This window comes from Ruegeria sp. G10 (genome assembly GCF_056533645.1).
Genome location: NZ_JBQFOQ010000012.1, coordinates 35,041 through 59,761, shown reverse-complemented (window position 1 = coordinate 59,761; position 24,721 = coordinate 35,041). Strand labels below are relative to the sequence as shown.

At 59.7% G+C, this 24,721-nt stretch carries 23 protein-coding genes; 14 read left to right on the top strand and 9 right to left on the bottom strand.

Annotated features, from left to right (window positions below; genetic code table 11):
* Positions 1-113: 113 nt before the first annotated feature.
* Positions 114-614 carry an Lrp/AsnC family transcriptional regulator gene (locus ACR0KM_RS17695; protein ID WP_480823045.1) on the top strand — a complete coding sequence of 167 codons (501 nt, stop codon included), beginning with the start codon at positions 114-116 and terminating at the stop codon, positions 612-614.
* Positions 615-732: 118 nt separating this feature from the next.
* On the opposite strand, the gene ACR0KM_RS17690 is transcribed toward ACR0KM_RS17695, so the two are convergent.
* The 4 genes from ACR0KM_RS17690 to lgt all read right to left on the bottom strand — a co-directional run bounded on the left by ACR0KM_RS17690 (position 733) and on the right by lgt (position 4,947).
* Positions 733-1,515: a Hint domain-containing protein gene (locus ACR0KM_RS17690; protein ID WP_480823043.1), complete on the bottom strand. Its 783-nt coding sequence runs from the start codon at positions 1,513-1,515 to the stop codon at positions 733-735.
* A 728-nt stretch (positions 1,516-2,243) separates the two neighbouring features.
* Positions 2,244-3,002, bottom strand: coding sequence for a peptidoglycan editing factor PgeF (pgeF, locus tag ACR0KM_RS17685; protein ID WP_480823041.1), 759 nt, complete (start codon positions 3,000-3,002; stop codon positions 2,244-2,246).
* On the bottom strand, positions 2,999-4,066 hold the full coding sequence (locus ACR0KM_RS17680) for a class I SAM-dependent methyltransferase (protein WP_480860885.1): 1,068 nt from the start codon (positions 4,064-4,066) through the stop codon (positions 2,999-3,001). The genes pgeF and ACR0KM_RS17680 overlap by 4 nt, the downstream gene beginning before the upstream one ends.
* Positions 4,063-4,947, bottom strand: a complete 885-nt coding sequence (gene lgt, locus ACR0KM_RS17675; RefSeq protein WP_480860883.1) for a prolipoprotein diacylglyceryl transferase — start codon at positions 4,945-4,947, stop codon at positions 4,063-4,065. The genes ACR0KM_RS17680 and lgt overlap by 4 nt, the downstream gene beginning before the upstream one ends.
* A gap of 96 nt (positions 4,948-5,043) precedes the next feature.
* Here lgt and ACR0KM_RS17670 point away from each other — a divergent pair, with 96 nt between their 5' ends.
* From ACR0KM_RS17670 to ACR0KM_RS17655, 4 genes are all read left to right on the top strand, one after another.
* A complete protein-coding gene (locus ACR0KM_RS17670; RefSeq protein ID WP_480860880.1) occupies positions 5,044-5,292 on the top strand; it encodes an accessory factor UbiK family protein in 249 nt (82 codons plus the stop codon).
* Between the two features lie 307 nt (positions 5,293-5,599).
* On the top strand, positions 5,600-6,100 hold the full coding sequence (locus ACR0KM_RS17665) for a type III secretion system chaperone family protein (RefSeq protein WP_480860877.1): 501 nt from the start codon (positions 5,600-5,602) through the stop codon (positions 6,098-6,100).
* A gap of 35 nt (positions 6,101-6,135) precedes the next feature.
* Positions 6,136-6,951: a pyrroline-5-carboxylate reductase gene (gene proC / locus ACR0KM_RS17660; RefSeq protein WP_480823031.1), complete on the top strand. Its 816-nt coding sequence runs from the start codon at positions 6,136-6,138 to the stop codon at positions 6,949-6,951.
* Positions 6,944-7,282 carry a tRNA-binding protein gene (locus ACR0KM_RS17655; RefSeq protein WP_480860875.1) on the top strand — a complete coding sequence of 113 codons (339 nt, stop codon included), beginning with the start codon at positions 6,944-6,946 and terminating at the stop codon, positions 7,280-7,282. The genes proC and ACR0KM_RS17655 overlap by 8 nt, the downstream gene beginning before the upstream one ends.
* Positions 7,283-7,318: 36 nt before the next feature.
* Here ACR0KM_RS17655 and ACR0KM_RS17650 read toward each other — a convergent pair whose 3' ends face one another.
* Positions 7,319-7,897 carry a thymidine kinase gene (locus tag ACR0KM_RS17650; protein ID WP_480860873.1) on the bottom strand — a complete coding sequence of 193 codons (579 nt, stop codon included), beginning with the start codon at positions 7,895-7,897 and terminating at the stop codon, positions 7,319-7,321.
* A 359-nt stretch (positions 7,898-8,256) separates the two neighbouring features.
* On the opposite strand from ACR0KM_RS17650, the gene ACR0KM_RS17645 reads away from it, so the two are divergent.
* Entirely contained in the window at positions 8,257-8,718 is a 462-nt protein-coding gene (locus tag ACR0KM_RS17645) for a hypothetical protein (RefSeq protein WP_480823026.1), read from the top strand.
* Between the two features lie 113 nt (positions 8,719-8,831).
* On the opposite strand, the gene ACR0KM_RS17640 is transcribed toward ACR0KM_RS17645, so the two are convergent.
* Complete coding sequence (locus tag ACR0KM_RS17640; protein WP_480823024.1) at positions 8,832-9,497, bottom strand: hypothetical protein; 666 nt, start codon at positions 9,495-9,497, stop codon at positions 8,832-8,834.
* Positions 9,498-9,620: 123 nt separating this feature from the next.
* Positions 9,621-10,745: a beta-ketoacyl-ACP synthase III gene (locus ACR0KM_RS17635; RefSeq protein WP_480860872.1), complete on the bottom strand. Its 1,125-nt coding sequence runs from the start codon at positions 10,743-10,745 to the stop codon at positions 9,621-9,623.
* A gap of 154 nt (positions 10,746-10,899) precedes the next feature.
* Between ACR0KM_RS17635 and ACR0KM_RS17630 the strand changes: the two genes are divergently transcribed.
* The 3 genes from ACR0KM_RS17630 to ACR0KM_RS17620 are packed head-to-tail and all read left to right on the top strand — an operon-like array spanning position 10,900 to position 15,463.
* Positions 10,900-11,367 (top strand): MarR family winged helix-turn-helix transcriptional regulator, encoded by a 468-nt coding sequence (locus ACR0KM_RS17630; protein ID WP_480860869.1) that lies wholly within the window; start codon positions 10,900-10,902, stop codon positions 11,365-11,367.
* Positions 11,364-12,401 (top strand): efflux RND transporter periplasmic adaptor subunit, encoded by a 1,038-nt coding sequence (locus ACR0KM_RS17625; protein ID WP_480860866.1) that lies wholly within the window; start codon positions 11,364-11,366, stop codon positions 12,399-12,401. Before ACR0KM_RS17630 ends, ACR0KM_RS17625 begins: the two co-directional genes overlap by 4 nt.
* A gap of 11 nt (positions 12,402-12,412) precedes the next feature.
* On the top strand, positions 12,413-15,463 hold the full coding sequence (locus ACR0KM_RS17620) for an efflux RND transporter permease subunit (protein WP_480860863.1): 3,051 nt from the start codon (positions 12,413-12,415) through the stop codon (positions 15,461-15,463).
* A gap of 53 nt (positions 15,464-15,516) precedes the next feature.
* Here the strand turns inward: ACR0KM_RS17620 and carB are convergent, their stop codons facing one another.
* Positions 15,517-18,861 (bottom strand): carbamoyl-phosphate synthase large subunit, encoded by a 3,345-nt coding sequence (gene carB, locus ACR0KM_RS17615; protein ID WP_480860861.1) that lies wholly within the window; start codon positions 18,859-18,861, stop codon positions 15,517-15,519.
* Between the two features lie 177 nt (positions 18,862-19,038).
* Here carB and ACR0KM_RS17610 point away from each other — a divergent pair, with 177 nt between their 5' ends.
* The 4 genes from ACR0KM_RS17610 to aspS all read left to right on the top strand — a co-directional run bounded on the left by ACR0KM_RS17610 (position 19,039) and on the right by aspS (position 23,288).
* Positions 19,039-20,166 (top strand): aminodeoxychorismate synthase component I, encoded by a 1,128-nt coding sequence (locus tag ACR0KM_RS17610; protein ID WP_480860961.1) that lies wholly within the window; start codon positions 19,039-19,041, stop codon positions 20,164-20,166.
* On the top strand, positions 20,121-20,768 hold the full coding sequence (locus ACR0KM_RS17605; protein ID WP_480860859.1) for an aminotransferase class IV family protein: 648 nt from the start codon (positions 20,121-20,123) through the stop codon (positions 20,766-20,768). The genes ACR0KM_RS17610 and ACR0KM_RS17605 overlap by 46 nt, the downstream gene beginning before the upstream one ends.
* On the top strand, positions 20,765-21,436 hold the full coding sequence (locus ACR0KM_RS17600; RefSeq protein WP_480860857.1) for a CPBP family intramembrane glutamic endopeptidase: 672 nt from the start codon (positions 20,765-20,767) through the stop codon (positions 21,434-21,436). The genes ACR0KM_RS17605 and ACR0KM_RS17600 overlap by 4 nt, the downstream gene beginning before the upstream one ends.
* A 76-nt stretch (positions 21,437-21,512) precedes the next feature.
* Positions 21,513-23,288: an aspartate--tRNA ligase gene (gene aspS / locus ACR0KM_RS17595; protein ID WP_480860855.1), complete on the top strand. Its 1,776-nt coding sequence runs from the start codon at positions 21,513-21,515 to the stop codon at positions 23,286-23,288.
* Between the two features lie 173 nt (positions 23,289-23,461).
* Here aspS and ACR0KM_RS17590 read toward each other — a convergent pair whose 3' ends face one another.
* Positions 23,462-24,178 carry a response regulator gene (locus tag ACR0KM_RS17590; protein WP_480860853.1) on the bottom strand — a complete coding sequence of 239 codons (717 nt, stop codon included), beginning with the start codon at positions 24,176-24,178 and terminating at the stop codon, positions 23,462-23,464.
* 136 nt (positions 24,179-24,314) lie between these two features.
* Here ACR0KM_RS17590 and mce point away from each other — a divergent pair, with 136 nt between their 5' ends.
* Positions 24,315-24,719 (top strand): methylmalonyl-CoA epimerase, encoded by a 405-nt coding sequence (gene mce, locus ACR0KM_RS17585; protein ID WP_480530961.1) that lies wholly within the window; start codon positions 24,315-24,317, stop codon positions 24,717-24,719.
* Positions 24,720-24,721 lie beyond the last annotated feature (2 nt).

The window sequence follows — 24,721 nt, the reverse complement described above, 5'->3', positions numbered from 1 at the left end:
GTGCTGGGCTTGGAAAAACCTATATGTGAAATAAAGAATATTGCGCGGTTGTGAAATATAATTGCGCCCGCCACACCTGCTGCTATAACAACTGAAAACTTCAGGAGCATTAAATGGTCACGACTCGGCTGGATGAAATCGACCGCAAGATTCTGGCGGAACTTCAGGCCGATGGCCGGATGACCAATGTCGAGCTTGCCAAACGCGTCGGAATTTCTGCGCCTCCCTGTCTGCGCCGTGTCCGCACGCTTGAGGATTCGGGATATATCCGCGGCTACCACGCCGAGGTCAACGCCCGCGAATTGGGATTTGAGGTTCAGGTTTTTGCCATGGTCGGGCTGGAAAGTCAGGCTGAATCTGAACTCAGCGCCTTCGAGGACCGTTGCCGCGACTGGCCGTTGGTCCGCGAATGCCACATGCTGAACGGCGAGGTGGATTTTATCCTCAAATGCGTCTCACCCGACCTCAGCAGCTTTCAACAGTTCCTTACGGGCGAGCTGCTGACCACGCCGAACGTGGCCAGCGTCAAGACCTCGCTTGTTATCCGAGGCGCAAAAGACGAGCCAGGCGTACCATTTGACGTGCTGGAAGACCGGATGAACCGGACGGCCTGAGCCTGACATTGCCTTGATTGGTTGCGCAGGGCGGCAAAAGGGCCGCCACGGCCATATAACAGATCCAACTTAGTAATAGCTGCATGATGCCCCCACACTTGCAGTACTCGTTAACATTCTACGCAGTCAGCGCATCGATTTCGCCATCCCCGGCACGCGGCAACAGCAGCGGTCCGAAGTCACTGAGCGATTCTATATGTGAGAATAGATTCAGATAGACCGAACGCAAAGAGTGACTGATCATTCGCACCGCATTTGCGCCCGGATGATAGGTCTCGAACTGTAGACCATCGACGCGAATGACCGAATGGCGCGCGACACAGATGTGAAACAGCTCTACCGGAGTGGGCGGCAGAGTTTCGATGACACCCGTGCCGTCCTGAAACTCGTGGACAGGTGTCAGCATCGGTTGCCCACCATTCAGGTGCCGCAAATGGGCAGGCGTATGCAGCAGGCGCGCTGCGGGCCCGGCGATCACGCCGGACATTGGCTTTTGCATACCAAAGGTATCGGCCATGATCCGGGTCAGCGGGCGGGTACGTCCCCGCGAATCTTCGCGCCCGGGGATCAGTGTGACCGACCCTTTCCATAGAACCGTCTCGGACCCGCCGTCCTGCGTCAGAACCTCATCGCCGGGCAGCAGGTCTTCGATCGCCATTGGGCCTTGGGGCGTTTCCACCAAAGAGCCGCGCGTGAATGCGCAAAAGGCGTCTTCGAACATCGGCAAAGCCGGGGCGATATGACGGGTCTGCGAAACATCCCCGTTTTTCAGCAAAGAGCTGACCTCATAGCGCCGCAGCTGCGCCTTGGGTGTAGTTGTCGGACGCGGTGTATCGCGCAGCAGTGCAGATGTACCGACCGCGTTTCTGGCCGCGCGGGCCAGCGAATTTGGAATACTCATGTATATTCCGTCCCCTCTAAAATTCGCCCTGACGGGTTGAACCCCCGTGCAGTCCCGCAGGACGACCTTGTTCTTTGTCTTTAATCAAAAGGGCAAACGCAGACTGGACGTCGCAAAAGCACCGCGCCGCGTTAGAAAATAACAGTATCTTGGCCAAGTACATGACCCCCCAGACAAACTCGTAAATCGCAGGCATCAATTGCCTGCGCAGACACAACTCCGAAACCATGGTCGCAAATCCCATCTACGACCGCACATACCGGACCGGAGTCCCCCCGATATGCGCTATGCCCGTGAGGCCGGCAGCTGGCCTCGTGGGGTGCTTATGTCAGCGACGTGCGGCCAGACGGCGCGCGACCCTGACAGAGTGACTTGAAACCCGCTTCCAGGGCATTTCCAGTTCCTGGTCTTTGACAGCCGCAAAAACGGCGTTGAGAAAGCGTGATTTCGATTTCATTTTTTTGTCCTGCTTCGATGGAGCAAACCGCCCCGGTTTCCGTTTATGAACCCAATGTGACGCTGATTTGCGGCACTCATAAGGCTGCACCGGGATGAATTGAGGACAAAATGAAGGTTTCAAGTACCTCTTTTCTCGCGTTCCCAGCGCTCGATCGCCCGGATTCCGGGTAACCGTCTGAGCACTGGCTAAAATTTGTGACGATTCTGCCTTAGGTAAACACAAAGAATGTGGCGAAAGCTGGGCAGTTTTGCCTTATTTGGCGTCAGAGTTACAATCTGATCGCGGAAATGAGGCGGCCATAATCGGCCTCATTGGCGTGGGTCGCGCGCCGATAGGAATAAAAGCGGTCGGGATCGGAATATGTGCAATGTCGCGTCCATTCTGCCTGTCCGACGCCAGCTTGCCTGAGGCGGTGCAGGCCAAAGGCGGGCAGGTCAAACAGCATCCGATCCCCCCGTCCATTTGCAAAGAAACGTGTGTTTTCTGGTGCGCCAGCGACGAAGTCATCCAGAAACTCGGGGCCCACCTCATAGGCGCGCTGCGAGATCGTTGGGCCAATCACCGCGATCGTGTTTTCCCGTTTCGCGCCAAGCGCTTCCATTGCGTCCAGCGTCGCCTCAAGCACGCCGTCCAAAGCACCGCGCCATCCGGCATGGGCTGCGCCGATCACCTTTGCGTCAGGATCGGCGAACAAAACCGGTTGGCAATCGGCCGTCAGAACCGTCAGGGCCAGGCCCGGTGTCGCACTGACCACGGCATCGGCTTTGGGCTTGTCGCCTGAAATAGGACCGTCGACGGTTATCACGGTTGGTGAATGCACCTGATGCACCCCGATCATGGCCTCTGGGGCGACTTTCATCGCGTCGGCGACACGCTTGCGGTTCAGGGCAACGACCTCGGCCAGGTCAGAAGAGCCGGTGCCACAATTCAGGCCGCTGAAGATGCCCGACGATGCGCCGCCGCGGCGGCTGAAAAACCCGTGCTGTATCGGCGACAATGTGTCTGAAGTCAGAATTTCCAGCGTCATGGTTCCAGTCCCGGTGGCGGCGTGGCGTGGGGTGGGTAGAGGCCCAGCACTTTGAACAGGTTTCCCATTTCATCGGGATGCGTCAACCGCCGATGTGCTGCGATCAGCGTCTCAAGCTGAGCACCGCTCAGCGATGTCGCGAGTGACTGAGCGCGCGCAGTGATCCCAAGCCGTTCAAGAAACACGCCCTGCGGTGTGAGTTTGGTATGTGCGCAGCCGGCGGCGTGGGCGGCCAGAGCCAGGGGTTCGAAATCGACATGCGCCGTCAGGTCCGCCTGTCCGGGCGCATCAAGCGGTGCGACCGTTTTATGAGCGCGAACCGCCTGCAGCGTATCGCTAAGCGAACGCCAGTCTCCATAGTCGATGATCAGGGCGGCACCGCCATTGCGGGCGATCTGCGCAGATATATGGCTGAGAATGGGGATGGCGGCGGCACAGTGTTCCACTAGGTCGCCGTCATTTGTGTCGGTCAGGCGATGACCCAACGCGCTTTGCGCGGCGCGCGGGCCGAGGCCGAAAGACAGCGTATCGTCATCGCGCCCGACCAAGCGCTCGCGCCAGCCTGTCCCGTCGCGCAGGAACTGACGAACGGGCAGAGCGTCGAAGAATTCATTCGCGATCAGAAACATTGGAAGATCCGGAACGGCGTCGATGCGGTCGACCCACTGCGGTTCATATGCACCTAGCGTCGCCGCCTGAATCTCACGCAAGGCCGAAGACGCTTCGAGCAATGTGATCTGTGCCGCATCATGGAAGCCCGGGACCTGACGGGTCGCGCGCAAGATATCCGCCATCAGGGTGCCACGTCCCGGGCCAAGCTCAGTCAGCGCAAATCTGTTGGGCTGCCCCTGATCGATCCAGCTTTGTGCAAGAGACAGGCCGATCACCTCACCGAACATCTGGCTGATTTCCGGGGCGGTGACGAAATCGCCCTGCGCGCCGAAAGGGTCCTGTGTGCTGTAATAGCCGTGAACCGGATGCAGCAGGCAATCAGCCATGTAGTCGGCGACGCTTATCGGGCCATCGTGCTCGATGCGTGCCAGAAGGTGGTCTTTGAGATTCATGCTGTGCGCCGTGCGCGCAAGACGAACCAAAGACCAATCGCGATCATCGGCAGACACAGCAATTGCCCCATGGTCAGGCCATACCCTCCGACATGCCAGGCCAGACCCAACGGGTTTCCGGGCGCAACGAATTGTGCATCTGGCTGGCGGAAGAATTCAACGAAAAAGCGCGCTGCGCCGTAGCCGGCCAGAAAGATGCCCATGACCAGACCGGGCCGACTGAATGCGCCGCGCCGATAGACCAGCCATATCAGTGCGAGCCCCAGCACCAGCCCCTCAAGCAGGGCTTCGTATAGCTGCGAGGGATGCCGCGCGCACAGCCCGATCACATCAGGGCAGTCCTGCGCTGCCGCGCCCGGAAAGATCACGGCCCATGGCAGGTCCGAGGGGCGGCCCCAAAGCTCGGCATTGGTAAAGTTGGCCAGCCGCCCCAGCAGCAGGCCGGGGGGGACGGTATGGGCCACCAGATCCGCGAGCGAAAGTAGGGGGATTTGGTGCCGTCTGCCGTACAGATATGTGGCGATGATCACGCCCAACAGCCCACCATGGAAGGCCATGCCGCCCTGCCATACCATCAGGATCTCAACCGGATGCGCCAGATAATAGGCCGGCTGGTAGAACAGAATAAAGCCAAGCCGCCCGCCCAGAATCACGCCGATAATGATCCAGGTGACCAGATCCTCAAGCTGTTCCGGCTGCATCGGTGGGGTCTGGCCGGGCCAGAGCGCCGTTCTGCGCAGCGCCACCACTGCCATGCGCCACGCGATCACAATGCCCGCAATATAGGCCAGGGCATACCACCGCAGCGCGAAATCCATCCCGAACAAAGAGATCGAGAACAACTCAGGGGACAGATCGGGAAAATTCAGAACAGCCTGCATGTGCGTCTCATTGCCCGGGGTTTGCGGGGCAAGTCAACCTTGAGCCCGCGCTATTCTTTACCCATATAGAGAGCAATTGCGAAATCGGAGAAAGCCATGCAGACCCGCAACAAGATTCTGGACGATATGTCTCAATTGATGACCAACGCCATGGGCGTGGCCCAGGGCGCGCGGGAAGAGGCCGAGAATGCGATGAAATCGATGATGGATCGTTGGCTGGCGGATCGCGATCTTGTCACGCGGGAAGAGTTCGACGCCGTTCGTGCGATGGCACAGAAAGCACGCGAGGAAAACGCGGCGCTGGAACAACGCATCGCCGCGCTTGAGGCAAAGCTGGACAAGTAAGTCCCATTCAGAATTTCGGGTGAAGAAATTGATCGCGCAATCCGGCATGGGTTGCGCGATGCCGTGCATCATGCCGCTTGGCAGAATTTAATCAAGTCAAAGCTGCGCAGCACGCCAATATTTTGATCGGCGTTGCCAACTGTCCACAACTTATTGCTGTTATCCCCAAAAATGGGGGTTGTCAGATTCTCAGCCACATCGCACCATATTTAGTACAGACAGACTGGGGAAGCCCGGCTTGTAGAGCAGGCAACTAGCGCTGGGGCGCTGCCAGCCCCAAAATGCTAGAGATTAGTGAGGTGGCATTATGGCCCTTTCCGAGCAGTATCTCGAAGAAGACCTTCATCCGATCGACATTGTTGAACATCTTGCCGAACATCACGACTGGGATTTTGACCGGATCGGGGATGATCAGATTGCCATGGCCGTTGAAGGCCAGTGGCGCACCTATTCAATTACACTGGCTTGGTCCAACTATGACGAAACGCTACGCATGGTCTGTTCCTTCGAGATGGAACCACCGGCCGAGCGTGAAACCGAGCTGTATGAGCTGCTGAACAAGATGAACGATCAGTGCTGGGCCGGGGCGTTCACATACTGGGCCAATCAGAAACTGATGGTGTATCGCTATGGTCTGGTGCTGGCGGGCGGCCAAATGGCCAGCACCGAACAAATCGACACCATGATCAACGCCGCGGTGCTGAGCGCCGAGCGCTATTATCCCGCGATCCAGCTAGTCACTTGGGGCAACCGCAGCCCGGAAGAGGCGATGCAAGTCGCCATTGCAGAGGCCTATGGCCGCGCGTAAAGCTTTGCCCCAAACCAAAGAGGGGAGGGGCAATCATGGATATCTCGCGTGTTGCGGAACAGGGCCTTGTGCTTTTGGGATGCGGCAAGATGGGCTCGGCCATGCTGGCTGGCTGGCTGGATCATGGTCTGCCTGCAGCGTCGGTCTGGGTTATTGATCCCTATCCCTCGGATTGGTTGAAGGCGCAGGGTGTCAACATCAACACAGCCCTGCCCGAATCCCCCGCGGTGGTTCTGGTGGCCGTTAAGCCGCAGATGATGGGTGAAGCCCTGCCTGCCATTCAGGCGCTGGGAGGGGGTCGTAGTCTGTTCATATCCGTCGCGGCGGGCACCTCTCTGGCTACATTTGAAGATGTGCTGGGCGCAGAGACCCCCATCATTCGCGCCATGCCGAACACACCAGCGGCAGTGCGGCAAGGAATCACGGCGCTGGTCGGGAACGCCAAAGCCTCCGACGAGGATGTTGTTCTGGCCGAGGGCCTGCTGTCGGCCATTGGCGAAACGGTGCGTCTGAAGGATGAAGCGCAGATGGATGCGGTCACCGGGGTGAGTGGCTCGGGTCCGGCGTATGTGTTTCATCTGATCGAAACACTGGCACAAGCGGGTGAGGCCCAGGGTTTGCCGCATGATCTGGCGATGAAACTGGCCAAATCGACGGTTGCCGGGGCAGGGGCGCTGGCGCTGGCGGCAGAAGAAGACCCCGCACAATTGCGGGTCAACGTGACGTCACCCAACGGGACCACACAAGCTGCGCTTGAGGTGTTGATGCACGAAGACACCGGTTTCCCCGACCTGCTGCGCCGCGCCGTGGGGGCCGCAACCAATCGTTCCAAGGAGTTGTCTCGTGAGTGAGATTTCGTTCGATGATTTTCTGAAGGTCGACATCCGCGTGGGCGAGGTCACCCGTGCCGAGCCCTATCCCGAGGCGCGCAAACCCGCGATCAAGATGTGGATCGATTTCGGCGACGATATCGGAGAGCGTAAAACCTCGGCCCAGATCACCGCGCATTATGACCCGTCCAATCTGATCGGTAAGCAGGTGATGGCCGTTGTGAATTTCCCGCCGCGTCAGATCGGTAAGTTCATGTCCGAAGTTCTGGTTCTGGGTCTGCCGGACGAAAACGGTGAGATCGTGTTGATCGGCCCGGATGGCAAAGTGCCCGCCGGTGGGCGGATGCACTGAAGAAGCCGCTGATCCGGGATCTGTTTCGCGTCCCGGTCACAAGCCCATCGCCTTGCGCCAGTGTTTACGACACAGTGAAACATAGGTTTCATTTCCGCCAATCTGGACCTGCGCACCTTCTGTGATGGTGGTGCCGTTGTCGTCCTGACGAATCACCATGGTTGCCTTGCGTCCACACTTGCAGATGGTGCGGACTTCGCGCATTTCATCGGCCAGCGCCAACAGAGCCGCAGAGCCTGGAAACAGCTTACCCTGAAAATCCACCCGCAATCCGTAGGCCAGAACCGGGACCTTCAGATCATCCACCGCGCGGGCCAGTTGCCAGACCTGTTCGTCCGAAAGGAATTGCGCCTCATCCACAAAAACGCAGGCAATCGCGCCTTGGTTCATCCGGTTCTCGATCATGGAAAAGACGTTGTCGTCAGGGCGGAATGTATCGGCCGGTTCCGATATCCCGATCCGTGACGCAATGCGCCCCTTGCCCGCGCGTCCGTCGACCGCTGCGGTCATCAGATAGGTCTGCATGCCGCGTTCACGATAGTTGTGCGAAGCCTGCAGCAACACGGTCGATTTACCGGCGTTCATGGTGGAATAGTTAAAATAGAGCTTTGCCATGGCGTACGGTCTAATTGCGGCATTCCGCCGGGACAAGCCCGCCTATGTGCAATTCAAAGCGACGCCGCCATTGCAGCTGCCGAGGTCGAGCAGATGCTCTTGGGGATGGAGAACCCCGCGCCCTCAACAGCGGCGTCGTCGGCCTACATGCGGCCTTAACGCACAAGGCGAATAATCTTGCCCTGCTTTTACTCATTACCGGCACGAACGGCCGCCACTCACTCACAAAATCCCTGCATATCTGAGGGATAGTCAATTAATGGCATTTCAATTATGACTCGAATATGGGAAATTTCCCTACCCTTTCCCCCGGCACGGACAGGCAGGGGGGCAGGAGCGCAGGTAACAAGGGTAGCAAAATGGCAGATATCGGGGCCTATCTGAAAAAGCATACCGAGGCATTGGTTAAAGATGTCGGAATCGAAGCGGCGTGTGAGATCACTGGAAAGTCCAAAGCGACGCTGGGTCGATACTATTCTGACAATCCTGAGCACGCGGATCGGTTCATGCCCGTTGATGCGGTCGCCCGCCTGGAAGAAGCAGCCTCTTACCCGCATGTGACAGCCGCGCTTGCGGATCTCAAGAACATCACCCTGTCTTATGATGGGCGCAATTCAAACAGCCCGCGCACGGGTGGAGTGAACTCGGACGTGATCGCGCTCAGCCAGAGGTTCGCGATGCTGATGACAGAGTATCAGTCGGCGATCGAAGACGGGATCATCACGGTTAACGAAGCCAAGCGCCTGCTGAAAGAAACCAGCCTGCTGCAACAGGTTTTGATTGAGATGAAGCTGCATCTGGAAGAAGAAAGCGTCAGCTGACAGCTGGACACTTTCTTTAAGGCCAGAACAGAACCCGGCATTCAAAGCGTTACGCCATTGACGCCTCTGGCACGCCCAAGATCCACCGCCTGCGGACCGCTATCGCTGCTGGCTTAGCGTTTTCCTTTACCGCTGCCTTTTCCACCCTTGTCTCCGCCGTGGCCACCTTTGCCACCCTTGTCGCTACCGTGGCCGCCCTTGCCGCCACCTTTTCCGCCCTTGTCGCCTCCGTGGCCGCCTTTGCCGCCGCCTTTGCCACCCTTGTCTCCGCCTTTGCCGCCACCCTTGCCGGGTTTGTCGCCACCTTTGCCCGGCGTCTCACCGCCGTTGCCGGGGTTTCCGCCGCCATCTCCGGGCGTGTCACCGTTTCCGGGGGCACCGCCCCCGCCCGAACCGCCGCCGGTGCCACCATTGGTGCCCCCTCCGCCGCCCGAAGTTGATGCGCCGCCCGGTCCGTCGCTGTTGCGATCCTCACCTGCATTTGCGGCGGCGATTGACGCGGTCGGCAGGTCCGTCAGCAATGCTGTCAATCCAAGGCATTGTTGCGAGGTGTTTTGCAGCACCGTCTCAAAATCCGAACGCTTCTGTAAATAAGACACAAATCCGGGCGTTACATGTGAACATCCGCATAGCGCGCCATAGTCACCGGCATTTGCTGCAGCACGTGCGATGTTGACGGTACAAACCTGCGGCTCGCTCGCAGCGGCACTGGTCGCCATGATGCCGATAAACGGCACCGTAACCAAAGTCGCAAGTCCAACGCGGTTGGTTCGTTGCATAACGGGGTGCTCCTTTCGCTCTATCACCTGAATGCGCCGGGCATCCGAATGGGATGTGTGCGCGTCACGTGAAGGAGCGGTTGCGCCCGCGTTAAGAAATCTTGAACAAGCCCGAACCGAGCCTCAGCCGTGTCGTTTCACGATGACCGAGCCGACTGAATAGCCCGCACCGAACGAGCAGATCAGGCCGATATCGCCATCACTCAGGTCATCCGAGTGTTTGGAGAATGCAATGATCGATCCCGCCGAGGACGTGTTGGCATAGTCCTGCAGAATGTTGGGCTGTTCACCCGGCTCGGGCTCGCGGCCCAGAACCTTTTTGCCGATGAAGTCGTTCATGGTCTTGTTGGCCTGATGCAGCCACAGGCGCTTGAGATCGCCGCTGGCCACGCCCTCGGCGTCCATATGATCGCTGATATGCTTACTGACCATTGGCAGAACTTCTTTGAACACCTTGCGCCCGTTTTGCATGAATTGCATGTCGCGGCGATCCACCAGACCATCGGGGCGCGAGCGGCGCAGAAAACCGTTGTTGTTGCGGATGTTGTTGGAAAAAGCGGTGGCGCAGCGGGTCGACAGGATCTCGAAATGCGGTCCTTTGACGTCGTCCAGACGCTCGATCAGGGTAGCTGTCGCAACATCGCCGAAGATGAAATGACAATCGCGGTCACGCCATTCCAGATGGCCCGAGCAGATCTCGGGGTTAACCACCAATGCTGCCCTGACCGAGCCCGAGCGCACCATATCCGCCGCCGCCTGAATACCAAACGTGGCCGAAGAACAGGCCACGTTCATGTCAAACCCAAACCCCCCGATTCCCAAGGCCTGTTGAATCTCGATAGCAATCGCCGGATAGGCACGTTCGTGGTTCGAGGCGGCACAGATCACAAGATCGACATCCTCTGCGCTGCGCCCGGCTTGCGCCAGCGCTTTGCGGCAGGCATCCACCGCCATCTCGGTCATGATCCCGGGTTCGTCATCACTGCGCTGGCGTAGCGACGGGTGCATGATCTCTGGGTCCAGCACGCCGGTCTTGTCCATCACGAACCGGTTCTCGATCCCTGATGCTTTGAGGATGAACTCTTCCGATGAATGCTGCATCGGTTCCATCTCTCCCGCTGCAATCGCCTCGGCATTCTGTGCGTTTATCCGATCGGCATAGGCGTTGAACGCCTCGACCAGTTCGGCATTGGTGATGACATTTTCGGGCGTATAAACACCGGTTCCGGTGATTGCAGGAGTGTACATGGCGGGTCCTGAGTTCATGATCTGCACAAAATGCAGTCACTGCAGGCTTTGATCAAGGTGTATTGACCCAAGGGAATGCGGAACCATCCGCTTCGAAACTTGAATAGTTCATAATTCGAAGTATATTCCCACGCGACTCGGACGGAGTGGCCTAATGTCAGATGATATCAGCAGCCGGTTGGGACGCCTCAGCCCTGAGATTCAGGCGATGATGGGGGTCTATGCGCTGTACTGGAAACTTGAAGAAAGCTTTGACCGCATCGAAACGGACCTGAGCCATCAGGAATGTCATATGCTGATCAAACTGGATGCGCCCAAGCGGATGGGGGTGCTGGCTGCGGATATGTTGACCGTGCCGTCGACGATCACGGCCACGGCGGACGCGTTGGAAAAGGCCGGGTATCTGACCCGTCAGCGCGATCCGGAAGACCGCCGCGCCTGGCTTCTGGTTCTGACCGAGCAGGGCGAACAGGCGCGCAACATGCTGGTCGCCGTGGCCGGAGAGCTGTTTCACAGCGCGTCCGGCCTGAACGCCGAAGAAACTGCCGAGTTTGCGCGTCTGGCGCGCAAAATCCGCGACAACATTCTGAAAACCGGAATTCCCGAGGGACTGAAGAAATGAAACTCCTGACTTCTGTCGGCTTTGTTTTGGCCGTTCTGACTGCCCCCGCCGCTGCGCAGGACGCCGCGAAACCCGTGAAACTCATGCAGGTCAGCGAGACCACACCCGGCTTTTCGCGCCAGTTCTTTGGCCGCGTTGCCGCGCGCCAGACCGTTGATCTGGCGTTTCAGGTCGCAGGCCAGATCGTCGAGATGCCCGTGACCGAAGGGTTTGTCATTCCCAAGGGCGAGCTGATTGCCCGACTGGATAAGGAGCCGTTCGAACTGCAACGCGATCGCACCCGTTTGCAGAAGGATCAAGCCGACCGGACGGTAGCCCGCCTGTCGCGCCTGCGCGGCACGGCAGCCAGCCAGGTGGCTGTCGATGATGCCGAAACAGCGGCGCAGCTTGCTGCGATCGCGGTGCGTGATGCGGAATACGAACTGGAACATGCCACCCTGACCGCACCCTTCGATGCGCTGGTCTCAAGCCGCGCGGTCGAGGCGTTTACAACGGTGTCTGCCGGGACCCCCATCGTGCGTATCCACGATATGTCCGAATTGCGTATCGAGGTCGATGTGCCCGAAATCCTGTTCCAACGTTCGGGGCAGGAGGATGACATCACCATCACCGCGAAATTCCCGGCCAGCGATGAAATTTTCCCGCTTGAGATCCGCGAATTCGATGCCGAAACCTCGAGCGTGGGCCAGACCTTTCGCATTCAATTCGGCCTGACACCACCTGAGGGACTGCAGATTCTACCGGGCTCGTCGGTCACTGTTACGGTGCAGGTGCAGGATGAACGCACGGGTATATTCGTTCCTCCGACCGCTATTGTTGCCGATGCAAGCGGCGCGCTGGGCGTACTGGTCTTCTCGCCAGTTGGCGCGGATGAGGGCACGGTCCGCCGCGTCCCCGTCACCATCGAACCCACCCAAAGCGGTGATGTTCGGGTGCTGACGGGCCTGTCGGATGGTGAGGAAATCGTCGTGGCGGGCGGTGGGGCGCTGACCGACGGGCAGGCCGTTCGCCGCTTCGTCGGCTTCTCGAACTGAGGGGCGGATTTATGAAGATCGCACGCGCTTCGATAGACCGACCGCTTTATACGTGGCTTCTCATCCTGATTGCCTTGTTTGGCGGCATCTGGGGTTTCATGTCGCTTGGCCGACTTGAAGACCCGGCCTTCACGATCAAACAGGCGGTTATCGCGACTCAATACCCCGGTGCCACTGCCGAGCAGGTGGCGCTGGAAGTCTCTGAACCTTTGGAATCGGCCATTCAACAGATGGGCGAGGTGGATGTCATCACCTCGGTCAACCAGCCGGGTCAGTCGCTGATCGAGGTCGAGATCAAGTCGACCTATGACGGCAGTGAATTGCCTGACATCTGGACACGGCTGCGCGCCAAGGTACGCGATGCCGCGCGGGGTCTGCCTTCGGGCGTCAGTGCCCCCTTTGTGAATGACGGGTTCGGCGATGTGTTCGGCCTGTTTTATGCGGTCACGGCGGACGGATTTTCGGACGCCGAGAAACACGATCTGGCCACCTTCCTGCGCCGCGAATTGCTGACGGTCAGGGGTGTCGCCGATGTCGAGGTTCAGGGCCTGCCGGACGAGGCGATATTCATCGAACCGGACCTGTCAATCTCGGTTAACCAGAACGTGCCCTTGCAGGCGATCAACGAGGCTATTGCAAACGCGGATTCTGTCAATGCCTCGGGCTCGTTGCGGTCAGACAGTGACCGGACAACAATTCTGACGGCAGAAGGCTCGGACAGCGTCTCGGCGATTGCGGGGCTCTCGGTGGGTTCGCAGGGGCAGGTGGTCAACCTGTTTGATATGTCCGATGTGTATCGCGGTCGGCAGAATGACCCCGATATCATGATCCGCTTCAACGGGACCGAGGCTTTCACACTCGGCATCGCCGGGCTGGCCACGGAAAACATCGTCGAGGTCGGCCAGCGCGCAGATGCGAAACTGGCCGAGCTGGATTCCGAGATTCCCTTTGGTGTCGAAATCCTGCCCATCTATCAGCAACATGTTGTTGTCGATGAGGCCTCGAACGCTTTCCTGCTGAATCTTGCGATGTCGGTCAGCATCGTGGTTGCGGTTCTGGGCATATTCATGGGTTGGCGCGCCGCCATCGTTGTGGGTTCGACCCTGTTGCTCACCGTTGTGGGCACGCTGCTGTTCATGTCGATCTTCTCGATCGAGATGGAGCGGATTTCGCTGGGGGCGCTGATCATTGCCATGGGCATGCTGGTCGACAACGCCATCGTTGTGGCCGAAGGGATGCAGATTGCGATGCTGCGCGGAAAGTCTTCGCGCGATGCGGCCGAAGAGGTCGCGTCAAAGACGCAAATCCCGCTGCTGGGCGCGACAGTGATCGGGATCATGGCCTTTGCGGGCATTGGCCTTAGCCCTGATGCGACCGGAGAGTTCCTGTTCTCGCTGTTCGCTGTCATCGGCATTTCACTGCTGCTCAGCTGGGTGTTGGCGATCACGGTTACGCCGCTGCTGGGGCATTATTTCTTCAAACAGGGCAAAGAGGGTGAGATCGACGCCTATGGTGGCATTCTGTTCCGCGCCTATGGCGCGATCCTGAACTGGGCGCTGCGGTTCCGCTGGCTGGTGGTGGCGGCGCTGATCGGGATCACCGTCGCCTGTTTCGCAGGCTTCGGGCTGATGAAACAGCAGTTCTTCCCCAATTCCAACACGCCGCTGTTCTTCGTGCACTACAAGCTACCACAAGGCACGCCCATTGCGCGCACTGCCGAAGATATGGCTGTGTTTGAAAACTGGCTTGCAGATCGTGACGACGTTGTTTCAGTCGCCACGTTTGTGGGGCAGGGGGCGACGCGGTTCATGCTGACCTATGCTGCGGAAAAGCCGAACCCCAGCTATGGTCACATGATCATCCGCACAGAAACTTTGGACGATATTCCCACCCTGCAAGCCGATCTAGAGGCCTTTGGCTCGGCTCAGTTCCCCGAAGGCGAATTCCGCACCAAGCGTCTGATTTTCGGCCCCGGCGGAGGCGACCCGATTCAGGCGCGCTTCTCGGGCAGTGATCCGGTGGTTCTGCGGCAACTGGCCGAGGAAGCTGTGGCGCGGATGTCAGCGGCGTCCCCGAATGCGTTGCACGTGCATCACGACTGGCGCGAACAGGAACTGGCGGTGCAGCCGATCTATGCGACCGAACGGGCCCAGACCGCGGGCGTTTCCCGCGAAGATATCGCCGCGACGCTGCAATTCTCGACCGATGGCATCACCGGTGGCGTTCTGCGTGAACGTGACCGCCAGATCCCGATCATCCTGCGCCGCCCTGCGGACGGAGACTATTCGATAGTCGATCAGGTGGTCTATTCCGATCAGTCGGAGCGGTTCGTCCCGATCGAGCAGATGGTAGACGGGTTCGAATACAAGGCGCTCAACACTCTGGTGCACCGGCGCGACCGGGTTCTAACCATAACCGTCGGCGCGGACATTCCCGCAGACATGACCGCCGCGCAGGTCCATTCCGAGGTGCGCGGCACCATCGAACAGATGGAACTGCCCATCGGCTACAGCATGGAATGGGGCGGAGAATTCGAAGATTCGGGTGACGCGCAAGCCAGTCTTGGGCGGCAATTGCCGCTGAGCCTGCTGATTATGGTGCTGATCTCGGTGTTGTTGTTCAACGCGATCCGGCAGCCGATTATCATCTGGCTACTGGTTCCGATGTCGGTGAACGGCGTGGTCATTGGCTTGCTGGGCACCGGTCTGCCGTTCACCTTCACCGCGCTGCTGGGTCTGCTCAGCCTGTCGGGCATGCTGATCAAGAACGGCATCGTGCTGGTTGAGGAGATCGATCTGGTCCGGGCCACCGGCAAAGCCTTGAAACCCGCCATCGTCGAGGCCTCGGTCTCGCGTCTGCGCCCTGTCATGCTGGCGGCGATCACCACCATTCTTGGGATGGCACCGCTGCTGACGGATGCGTTCTTTGTGTCTATGGCAGTCACCATTATGGGCGGTCTGGCCTTCGCCACCATCCTGACCATGGTCGCTGCGCCAGTTTTTTATATGCTGTTCTTCGCAAGGGACGAACGGCGGCAACGAGCACCTCAGCCGGTGCTGTAACGAACAAAGCCCCGGCGCGTTACCGGGGCTTTTCCATTCGGTCGGCTGCGGGATCAGCCCTGCAGCGATTTGACCTCAACATCCCCTTCGGCCTGCGCCTTGATCGCCAGCGCGGCGGCGTTCGATCCGGCAGCCGTGGTGAAATAGGGGATCTTGTCATACAGCGCGATGGACCGGATGGCCTTGCTGTCCTCGACCGCCTGCGCGCCTTCGGTGGTGTTCATCACCAGTTGCACTTGACCGTCTTTCAGCATGTCGACCACGTCCGGGCGGCCCTCGTAGACCTTATTGACCACCTCACAGGCGACGCCCTGTTCTTCCAGCCAGCTTTGCGTGCCACGCGTTGCGACCAGCGTAAAGCCTTGTTCAATCAGCACCTTGGCGGCCTCAAGCATCGCTTTGCCCTTGTCCGCATCCTTGATCGAGATGAACGCACGCCCCGAGGATGGCAGCACCATCCCGGCCCCCATCTGCGCCTTGAGGAAGGCGCGCGGGAAATCGCGGTCCCAGCCCATAACCTCGCCGGTCGAGCGCATCTCGGGGCCCAGAATGGTGTCGACACCCGGGAAGCGGGCAAAGGGCATGACCGCCTCTTTGACCGAGAACCAAGGCATGTCGGGGTCGGCCAGCGTCATCTGGTCGGCGATCTTGGTGTCTTTGCCCTCTTGGTAAGCGGGACGCATCGGGAAGGCCGAAAGCTTCTCACCGGCCATGACACGCGCTGCGATCGAGGCAATCGCGCTGTCGGTCGCCTTGGCGACAAACGGAACGGTGCGCGAGGCGCGGGGGTTCACTTCGATCAGGTAAATCTCATCATCCTTGATCGCGAATTGCACGTTCATCAGACCCACGACGTTCAGCGCCTTGGCCAGTTTGAAGGCCTGATCCTTGATCTGCTCGATGATCTCTTTCGACAGCGAATAAGGCGGCAGCGAACAGGCTGAGTCGCCCGAGTGAACGCCCGCCTCTTCAATATGCTGCATGATGCCCGAAACGTGAACGTCGGTGCCATCGCACAGAGCATCGACGTCCAACTCGACCGCGCCGGCCAAATAGCTGTCGAGCAGCACAGGGCTATCGCCCGAGACCACCACGGCCTCGTTGATGTAACGCCGCAGCTGATCCATATCGCGCACGATCTCCATCGCGCGCCCACCCAGAACGTAAGAGGGGCGGATCACCAGCGGGAAGCCGATCTCTTCGGCGATCTCAAGCGCCTGTTCATCGGTCGAGGCGATGCCGTTTTTAGGCTGCTTCAGGCCCAGCTCGTTGACCAGCGCCTGGAAGCGTTCCCGGTCTTCGGCCAGATCAATCGCGTCGGGGGTGGTGCCGAGGATCGGAATACCTTCGGCTTCCAACGCGTTCGCCAGTTTCAGCGGGGTCTGACCGCCGAACTGAACGATCACACCGTGCAGTGTGCCGTTTTCCTGCTCTTTCGTCAGGATTTCCATGACGTGTTCGAAGGTCAGAGGCTCGAAATACAGACGGTCCGAGGTGTCATAGTCGGTGCTGACCGTCTCGGGGTTGCAGTTGACCATGATGGTCTCATACCCCGCCTCGGTCAGCGCAAAGCACGCATGGCAGCAGCAATAGTCGAACTCGATCCCCTGACCGATCCGGTTCGGACCACCGCCGAGGATGACGACCTTCTTGCGGTCGCTCGGGCGCGCCTCGCATTCAACCTCACCCATCATCGGAGCTTCGTAGGTCGAGTACATATAAGGTGTCTGCGCTTCGAATTCGGCGGCGCAGGTGTCAATGCGTTTGAACACGGCCTTTACGCCCAGATTGCGGCGGGCGCGGCGGACGTTGTCTTCGTCACGGCCAGTCAGGTTGCCCAGACGTGCGTCGGTGAAGCCCAGCATTTTCAACTTGCGGATGCCGTCCTCGGTGACCGGCAGGCCGTCTTTGCGGACCTGGCGTTCGGCCTCGATGATCTCGCGGATGCGGGCCAGGAACCAAGGATCGAATTTGGTGACGCCGAAAATCTCATCATCGGAAAGACCGTGACGCATCGCTTGCGCAATCGTGCGCAGACGGTCGGGAGTCTGCTGACTGATTGCTTTGATCACGGCGGCCTTGTCATCGGCCTCATCCCAAACACCGACATTCAGGCCGGGGATTTCGATCTCATCAAAGCCGGTCAGGCCCGATTCCATCGAGGCCAGAGCCTTTTGCATCGATTCGTGGATGGTGCGGCCGATGGACATCGCCTCGCCCACCGATTTCATTGCGGTGGTCAGGTAGGGCTCAGACCCCGGGAACTTCTCAAACGCGAATTTTGGGATCTTGGTGACGACATAGTCGATGGTCGGCTCGAACGACGCGGGCGTGACTTTGGTGATGTCGTTGTCCAACTCGTCCAGCGTGTAACCAACGGCCAGCTTTGCCGCGATCTTGGCAATCGGGAAACCGGTCGCTTTGGAGGCCAGAGCGGACGAGCGCGATACGCGCGGGTTCATCTCAATCACCACCATACGGCCGTCATCAGGGTTGATTGCCCATTGCACGTTCGACCCACCGGTCTCGACCCCGATCTCACGCAGAACGGCAATCGAGCCGTTACGCATGATCTGGTACTCCTTGTCGGTGAGCGTCAGGGCAGGGGCCACGGTTATCGAGTCGCCGGTGTGCACACCCATCGGATCGACGTTTTCAATAGAACAGACGATGATGGCATTGTCGGCGGTGTCGCGCACCACCTCCATCTCGTATTCCTTCCAGCCCAGAAGGCTTTCATCGACGAGGATTTGGTTCACGGGCGAAGCATCCATGCCCGAGCGACAGAAATGGATGTAATCCTCGCGGTTATAGGCCACGCCGCCGCCGGTACCGCCCAGGGTAAAAGCAGGGCGGATGATGGCGGGCAAGCCGATTTCTTCCAGCTCATCCAGCGCCATCTGCACGCCTGCATCCAGATCGGTGGAGCCATCTTCGCGCTTGGGGGCAGTCACGATGGTTGCTTTGGGATTCTCAAGACCCAGACGGTCCATCGCCTCGCGGAACAGGGCGCGGTCTTCGGCCATTTCAATCGCGTCGCGCTTGGCGCCGATCATCTCGACGCCGAACTTCTCCAACACGCCCATCTCTTCCAACGCGAGCGATGTATTCAAGCCAGTCTGACCACCCATGGTGGGTAGCAGGGCGTCGGGGCGCTCTTTCTCGATGATCTTAGCGACCACTTCGGGGGTGATTGGCTCGATATAGGTGGCGTCCGCCAACCCGGGATCGGTCATGATCGTCGCCGGGTTCGAGTTCACCAGAATGACCCGGTAGCCTTCCTCGCGCAGCGCCTTACAGGCCTGAGCACCGGAATAGTCGAACTCACACGCCTGACCGATAACAATGGGCCCCGCCCCGATGATCATGATCGACTGGATGTCGGTTCTTCTCGGCATGGCCTTGTTCCTTCGATTGTCCGCGAGTCAGGGCACCGCCCCAGCGCCCAAATTGTCCTGCGTTATAGGGACCGCGCGAAAAGGTGCAAGAGGTATCGGAAACAAGGGTGAAATTGCCGCTTTCCCCCCTTTCCCCTGCTGGCGTATCCTCTATATCGCGCAGCACGGCAAATGAGGATGCACTTGCGTATTCGTTTCGATCAAGGACCAGCCGGGCGTGGTACCCGGTTTGACCGTCCCTCCCAGATCATCCGCGCGGACACCGCGGATGAGGTGCCCCAGGCTCTGACGGCGCTGGATCAGGCGCGTGCGGAGGGCGCATGGCTGGCGGGATATGCGAGCTATGAGCTGGGCTATGTGCTGGAGCCGCGTCTGGCGGAGCGCCTGCCCGAGGGGCGGCGCTTGCCGCTGCTGTGCTTTGGCGTGTTCGATGCACCGGATCGCGTTGGACTGTCCACCGATATCGGTGCTTTGACGGCGTTTCAGCCCCGCTGGGACGAGGCGCGTTATACGCAAGCCTTCCGCAAGGTGCATGACGCCATCGGTGCGGGCGATATCTATCAGGCGAATCTGACCTTCCCCATCGACCTCGAAGTCAGCGGTGACAGTGCCGCGTTGTACGCCGCGCTGGCTGCGGGCCAACCCGTTGGTCATGGCGCGCTGGTCGAGCAAGACGGGCTGCCCGACCTGCTGAGCCGCTCGCCCGAGTTGTTCTTCCGCACCGATGCAGAGGGCCGGATCGAAACCCGCCCGATGAAGGGCACCCAGCCGCGCAGCGAAGATCCGGTCGAGGATGAACGCCGCCGTGCATTTCTGACCACGGACGAAAAGAACCGGGCCGAGAACCTGATGATCGTCGACCTGCTGCGCAACGACATCAGCCGCGTGGCGCTGGCCGGGTCGGTCAAGGTGCCCGAACTGTTCAAGGTGGAAACCTATGCCACCGTTCATCAGATGGTCTCGCTGGTGCAGGCGCAGTTGCACCTTGGGGTGGGGCTGTCTGATATCCTGACGGCGCTGTTCCCCTGCGGCTCAATCACCGGCGCGCCGAAAATTCGCGCGATGGAGATTCTGTCGGAGCTGGAGCCGTGGCCGCGCGATGTCTATTGCGGCGCCATCGGCTGGGCCGCGCCGGATGGGCGGTCCGAGTTCAACGTAGCCATCCGCACCCTCATGGTCGAAGACGGCAAGGCGACCCTGAACGTGGGCGGCGGGCTGGTCTGGGACAGCACCGCCCCATCGGAATATGAGGAGGCGCTATGGAAAGCCCGCTTCGCCCACCAGCTGACCCTGATTTCCGCCTGATCGAAACGCTTGGTTTTCGGCCGGGGCAGGGTTTTGTGCGGCTGGACAGCCATCTGGCGCGTATGGCGCGTTCTGCCCAAACCTTTGGGATTTTATTCGATCGGGCTGCGGCGCTGACGGCATTGCACGCGGCCTCAGACGAGGCCCCGCTGCGCTGCCGCCTGACGTTGGATGCAGGCGGCGGCTTCGCATTGACCACCGGAGCACTCGCGGCGAACCCGCCGCTCTGGAGGGTCAGAGTGGCGGAACAGCGTCTATCGTCGTCGGATATCTGGTTGCGCCACAAGACCACCCGCCGCGTGGTCTATGATAAAGCGCGGGCGGCTTTGCCCGAAGGTGTGGATGAACTGCTGTTCCTGAATGAACGTGATGAGCTGTGCGAAGGCACGATCACCAACCTGTTTCTTGATATGCCCGATGGCCGCCGCCTGACGCCAGCATTGTCCAGCGGTGTTCTGCCCGGGGTCCTGCGGCAGGAGATGTTGGATCAGAAAGCCGCGATTGAAACCGTACTGACCTTGACCGATCTGCAAAATGCCCAAACCATCCATATCGGCAATTCCCTGCGGGGTCTGATCCGGGCGGAGCTTGTAACACCGTGAGCAGACAAAGCGATTGGGCCGCGCGCGCTGCACAGGTGCAGCGGCTGAGGCTGGAATTCGCGCTGTTCTACATCGCAGTTCCGGTCCTGATCGCGGTACTCTTCCCGCCGGATTGGATGTTCCCGGCGCTCTTTGCATTCACGGGTCTGGGCATTGTCCTGCTGCACAACACGCCCGGTTTTTCTTGGGCCGAACTACGCTATGGCTGGCGCAACTGGTCCTGGGTCGAGGTCTTGCTGTTCACGATTGCGATGGCGGGTTTCTGTTCAGCGCTTGTGCTGATCGCGCGACCCGATGCGGCCTTTGGGCTGTTGAAACACCGGCCCGAGTTACTGGCGTTCATCTGGATCGGCTACCCACTGGCCTCGGCCCTGCCGCAAGAGCTGCTGTTTCGCACCCTGTTCTTCCGCCGCTACCACGCGATCCTGCCTGACGGGCAGCCTGCATATCTCTGGAATGCAACGCTGTTTTCGCTGGCGCATCTGATGTACTGGAGCTGGATCGTCGCTGCGATGACCTTTGCCGGAGGGTTGCTGTTTGCATGGGCCTATCGCCAGCGCGGGTCGTTCCTGTACGCGGTTCTGCTGCATGCGATTGCGGGCAATATCATCTTTGCCGCCGGTCTGGGCGTCTATTTCTATTCCGGCAACGTGCAAAGACCGTTCTGACGTCCAAGCTGCCTTGACTTTCCAAGCCCGACAGGGTGTATCGGCGCGACGAATTCTGCGCCCGAAGGGATATTTCATGCACGCCTATCGCAGCCACACCTGCGCCGCTCTGACCGCCGCCAATGTCGGTGAAACTGTCCGCCTGTCCGGCTGGGTGCATCGGGTCCGAGATCACGGTGGCGTCTTGTTCATCGACCTGCGGGACCATTTCGGCGTGACACAGGTGCTGTGCGACGGCGACAGCGCCGCCTTTGCCGAGCTTGAGAAAGTGCGCTCGGAATGGTGTATCCGCATCGACGGAACGGTCAAAGCGCGCGACGCGGATCTGGTGAACCCGAAGCTGCCGACCGGTGAGATCGAGGTCTATGTGCGAGAGCTGGAAGTGCTGGGCGCGGCCGACGAACTGCCGCTGATGGTCTTCGGCGATCAGGAATATCCCGAAGAAACTCGCCTGCGCTATCGCTACCTGGACCTGCGCCGCGAGGCGATGCAGCGCAACATGACCTTGCGCTCGGACGTCGTGGCCTCGATGCGCAAGCGCATGTGGGATCAGGGGTTCCGCGAGTATCAAACGCCGATCATCACTGCCTCGTCGCCCGAGGGCGCGCGCGACTTTCTGGTGCCTTCGCGGCTGCATCCGGGCAAGTTCTATGCGCTGCCGCAGGCCCCGCAGCAGTTCAAACAGCTGATCATGGTGTCGGGCTTTGACAAGTATTTCCAGATCGCGCCGTGCTTCCGCGATGAAGACCCGCGCGCGGATCGCTCGCCGACCGACTTCTACCAACTCGACCTTGAGATGTCGTTTGTTGAGCAGCAGGACGTGTTCGACACGATCCAACCCGTTCTGACCGGCGTATTCGAAGAGTTCGGTGGTGGTCGCAAAGTCGATCAGGAATGGCCGCAGATTTCCTATAGGGACTCGGCCCTGTGGTACGGCACCGACAAGCCCGACCTGCGGAATCCTATTAAAATGCAAGTGGTCTCCGACCACTTCCGCGATAGTGGCTTCGCGATTTTCGCGAAGCTGTTGGAGCAGGACGGCACCGAAATCCGTGCCATCCCAGCGCCGAGCGGTGGCAGCCGCAAGTTCTGCGACCGCATGAACGCCTTTGCCCAGAAAGAGGGTCTGCCCGGCATGGGCTACATCTTCTGGCGCGATCAGGGCGAAGGGAGAGAGGCCGCAGGGCCTTTGGCCAAGAACATCGGGCCTGAGCGCACCGAGGCGATCCGCCAGCAACTGGGGCTGGATGTGGGTGATGCGGCATTCTTCTTGGGCGGCAAGCCCAAGGCCTTTGAGAAGGTCGCCGGTAAGGCGCGCGACGTGATCGGCGAGGAATTGGGCCTGACTGAGAAAGACCGCTTCGCCTTTGCCTGGATCGTGGATTTCCCGATCTACGAACAGGACGAAGAAACCGGCGCGATTGACTTTGAACATAACCCGTTCTCGATGCCGCAGGGCGGTATGGAGGCGCTGCAGGGCAATCCTCTGGACGTGCGCGGCTATCAGTACGATCTGGCCTGTAACGGGTATGAGCTGGTCTCGGGCGCGATCCGGAATCACAAGCCTGAGATCATGCTGAAGGCCTTTGAACTGGCTGGCTATGGCGAGGACGAAGTGAAATCCCGCTTTGGGGCCCTGTTCAATGCCTTCCACTACGGCGCACCACCCCACGGGGGCTGTGCGGCTGGTATCGACCGGATCGTGATGCTGCTGGCCGATGAGGCCAACATCCGCGAGGTCATGATGTTCCCGATGAACCAGCGCGCCGAGGATCTGATGATGGACGCGCCCTCTGATCCGACCTCGGATCAGTTGATGGAGCTGGGCCTGCGTCTGATCCCGCAAGACTGATCGAAACCGCCCGCCTTGTGCGGGCGGTTTTCGTTTGGGCAACCGACAGCAATCAGTCCAGCGGATTTGAGATATCCCGACGATTGCTTCGGATGCTTTTTGCTGTAAGGCGCGTCTGACGATACACCCAGATGCACAGAATGCTTGCTGTCACGAAATAGGCGGTCAGCATTTCAGATCGCCTCCTGCCGTTCCAGTCGCTCTTGCACCAGCCCGGCGACCCGTGCCGCCTGTGCTGTCACCGGCGCGCCCTGCACCCGCGATTGGGCAAGCTGCCCCGCTGCATCGGCCAGCACCGTGTCCTGCGCATCCCGCGCCACGCTTTGCAGAAATTGCGCGACGTAGTCGAATGTGCGCTGATCGGTCGGACCGGTCAGCAGGTCTGCGATATGGGCCATGTCATCCTGATAGGCCAGAGGATCGGGGTGGACGACCTCATCCCGCACGGCCTCGAGCCCGCCGGGGCGGCGGTCTTCGGGCAAGAGTTCGAGGATGGTTTTCTGGAAATAAGCGACCGAGCTAAGTGGTTTTGCCAAGAAACCGTCTGCCCCGGCACGCATTGCGGTCGATCTGGCGTTATCGTCACCCGACAGCCCCAGAATAACGCTGATACGCGGCACCGCATGGGTGAGTTCTGCGATCAGATCGGCACCCGACCCATCCGGCAGCCCCATATCGACGATCAGGACTGAGGGGCGGTAGATCTGCAGATGTCGCCGCGCCGATTGCAGGCAATCCGCCCGCCGGATACGCGCGCCGCTGTGCAGGCATATCAGTCTTATTGCGTCGCAGGCATAGCGACTATCTTCAACCACAAGGATCGTCTGGCCCAGTAGCGGCCGCATCTTGGTGGCAAGCGTCTGAGGGGCGAAAGGTCCCGAATCGTCCATGGCAGAACTCCTGATTAGCAGATGCTTCACGCTAGGAACTTCCGGCTAATACAGGGTTAACGCGCGTTTTGGCGCACTTGCCCTTTCACCGGACAGACCCCATAACCGCTGCAACGCAGAACGGAAGGAGAGTTCCATGATCGGTCGTCTCAATCATGTTGCCATTGCGGTGCCGGACCTCGAGGCCGCCTCGGCCCAATATCGCAACGCCTTGGGTGCCAAGGTTGGCGCGCCGCAGGACGAGCCCGATCACGGGGTTACCGTCGTGTTCATCGAACTGCCCAACACCAAGATCGAACTGCTGTATCCTTTGGGCGAAAACAGCCCGATCAACGGATTTCTGGAAAAGAACCCCGCCGGTGGCATCCATCACGTCTGTTATGAGGTCGAGGATATCATTGCCGCGCGCGACCACCTGAAGGAGACCGGAGCACGTGTTCTGGGGACAGGAGAACCCAAGATCGGCGCACACGGCAAGCCGGTTCTGTTCCTACACCCCAAGGACTTCAACGGTTGCCTTGTTGAGCTGGAACAGGTCTGACG

Excerpts from the sequence above, each read along its gene's own strand:
- ACR0KM_RS17695 (WP_480823045.1), top strand. The coding sequence starts at position 114 with ATGGTCACGACTCGGCTGGATGAAATCGACCGCAAGATTCTGGCGGAA.
- ACR0KM_RS17690 (WP_480823043.1), bottom strand. The coding sequence starts at position 1,515 with ATGAGTATTCCAAATTCGCTGGCCCGCGCGGCCAGAAACGCGGTCGGT.
- pgeF (WP_480823041.1), bottom strand. The coding sequence starts at position 3,002 with ATGACGCTGGAAATTCTGACTTCAGACACATTGTCGCCGATACAGCAC.
- ACR0KM_RS17680 (WP_480860885.1), bottom strand. The coding sequence starts at position 4,066 with ATGAATCTCAAAGACCACCTTCTGGCACGCATCGAGCACGATGGCCCG.
- lgt (WP_480860883.1), bottom strand. The coding sequence starts at position 4,947 with ATGCAGGCTGTTCTGAATTTTCCCGATCTGTCCCCTGAGTTGTTCTCG.
- ACR0KM_RS17670 (WP_480860880.1), top strand. The coding sequence starts at position 5,044 with ATGCAGACCCGCAACAAGATTCTGGACGATATGTCTCAATTGATGACC.
- ACR0KM_RS17665 (WP_480860877.1), top strand. The coding sequence starts at position 5,600 with ATGGCCCTTTCCGAGCAGTATCTCGAAGAAGACCTTCATCCGATCGAC.
- proC (WP_480823031.1), top strand. The coding sequence starts at position 6,136 with ATGGATATCTCGCGTGTTGCGGAACAGGGCCTTGTGCTTTTGGGATGC.
- ACR0KM_RS17650 (WP_480860873.1), bottom strand. The coding sequence starts at position 7,897 with ATGGCAAAGCTCTATTTTAACTATTCCACCATGAACGCCGGTAAATCG.
- ACR0KM_RS17645 (WP_480823026.1), top strand. The coding sequence starts at position 8,257 with ATGGCAGATATCGGGGCCTATCTGAAAAAGCATACCGAGGCATTGGTT.
- ACR0KM_RS17640 (WP_480823024.1), bottom strand. The coding sequence starts at position 9,497 with ATGCAACGAACCAACCGCGTTGGACTTGCGACTTTGGTTACGGTGCCG.
- ACR0KM_RS17635 (WP_480860872.1), bottom strand. The coding sequence starts at position 10,745 with ATGTACACTCCTGCAATCACCGGAACCGGTGTTTATACGCCCGAAAAT.
- ACR0KM_RS17630 (WP_480860869.1), top strand. The coding sequence starts at position 10,900 with ATGTCAGATGATATCAGCAGCCGGTTGGGACGCCTCAGCCCTGAGATT.
- ACR0KM_RS17625 (WP_480860866.1), top strand. The coding sequence starts at position 11,364 with ATGAAACTCCTGACTTCTGTCGGCTTTGTTTTGGCCGTTCTGACTGCC.
- ACR0KM_RS17620 (WP_480860863.1), top strand. The coding sequence starts at position 12,413 with ATGAAGATCGCACGCGCTTCGATAGACCGACCGCTTTATACGTGGCTT.
- carB (WP_480860861.1), bottom strand. The coding sequence starts at position 18,861 with ATGCCGAGAAGAACCGACATCCAGTCGATCATGATCATCGGGGCGGGG.
- ACR0KM_RS17610 (WP_480860961.1), top strand. The coding sequence starts at position 19,039 with ATGCACTTGCGTATTCGTTTCGATCAAGGACCAGCCGGGCGTGGTACC.
- ACR0KM_RS17605 (WP_480860859.1), top strand. The coding sequence starts at position 20,121 with ATGGAAAGCCCGCTTCGCCCACCAGCTGACCCTGATTTCCGCCTGATC.
- aspS (WP_480860855.1), top strand. The coding sequence starts at position 21,513 with ATGCACGCCTATCGCAGCCACACCTGCGCCGCTCTGACCGCCGCCAAT.
- ACR0KM_RS17590 (WP_480860853.1), bottom strand. The coding sequence starts at position 24,178 with ATGGACGATTCGGGACCTTTCGCCCCTCAGACGCTTGCCACCAAGATG.
- mce (WP_480530961.1), top strand. The coding sequence starts at position 24,315 with ATGATCGGTCGTCTCAATCATGTTGCCATTGCGGTGCCGGACCTCGAG.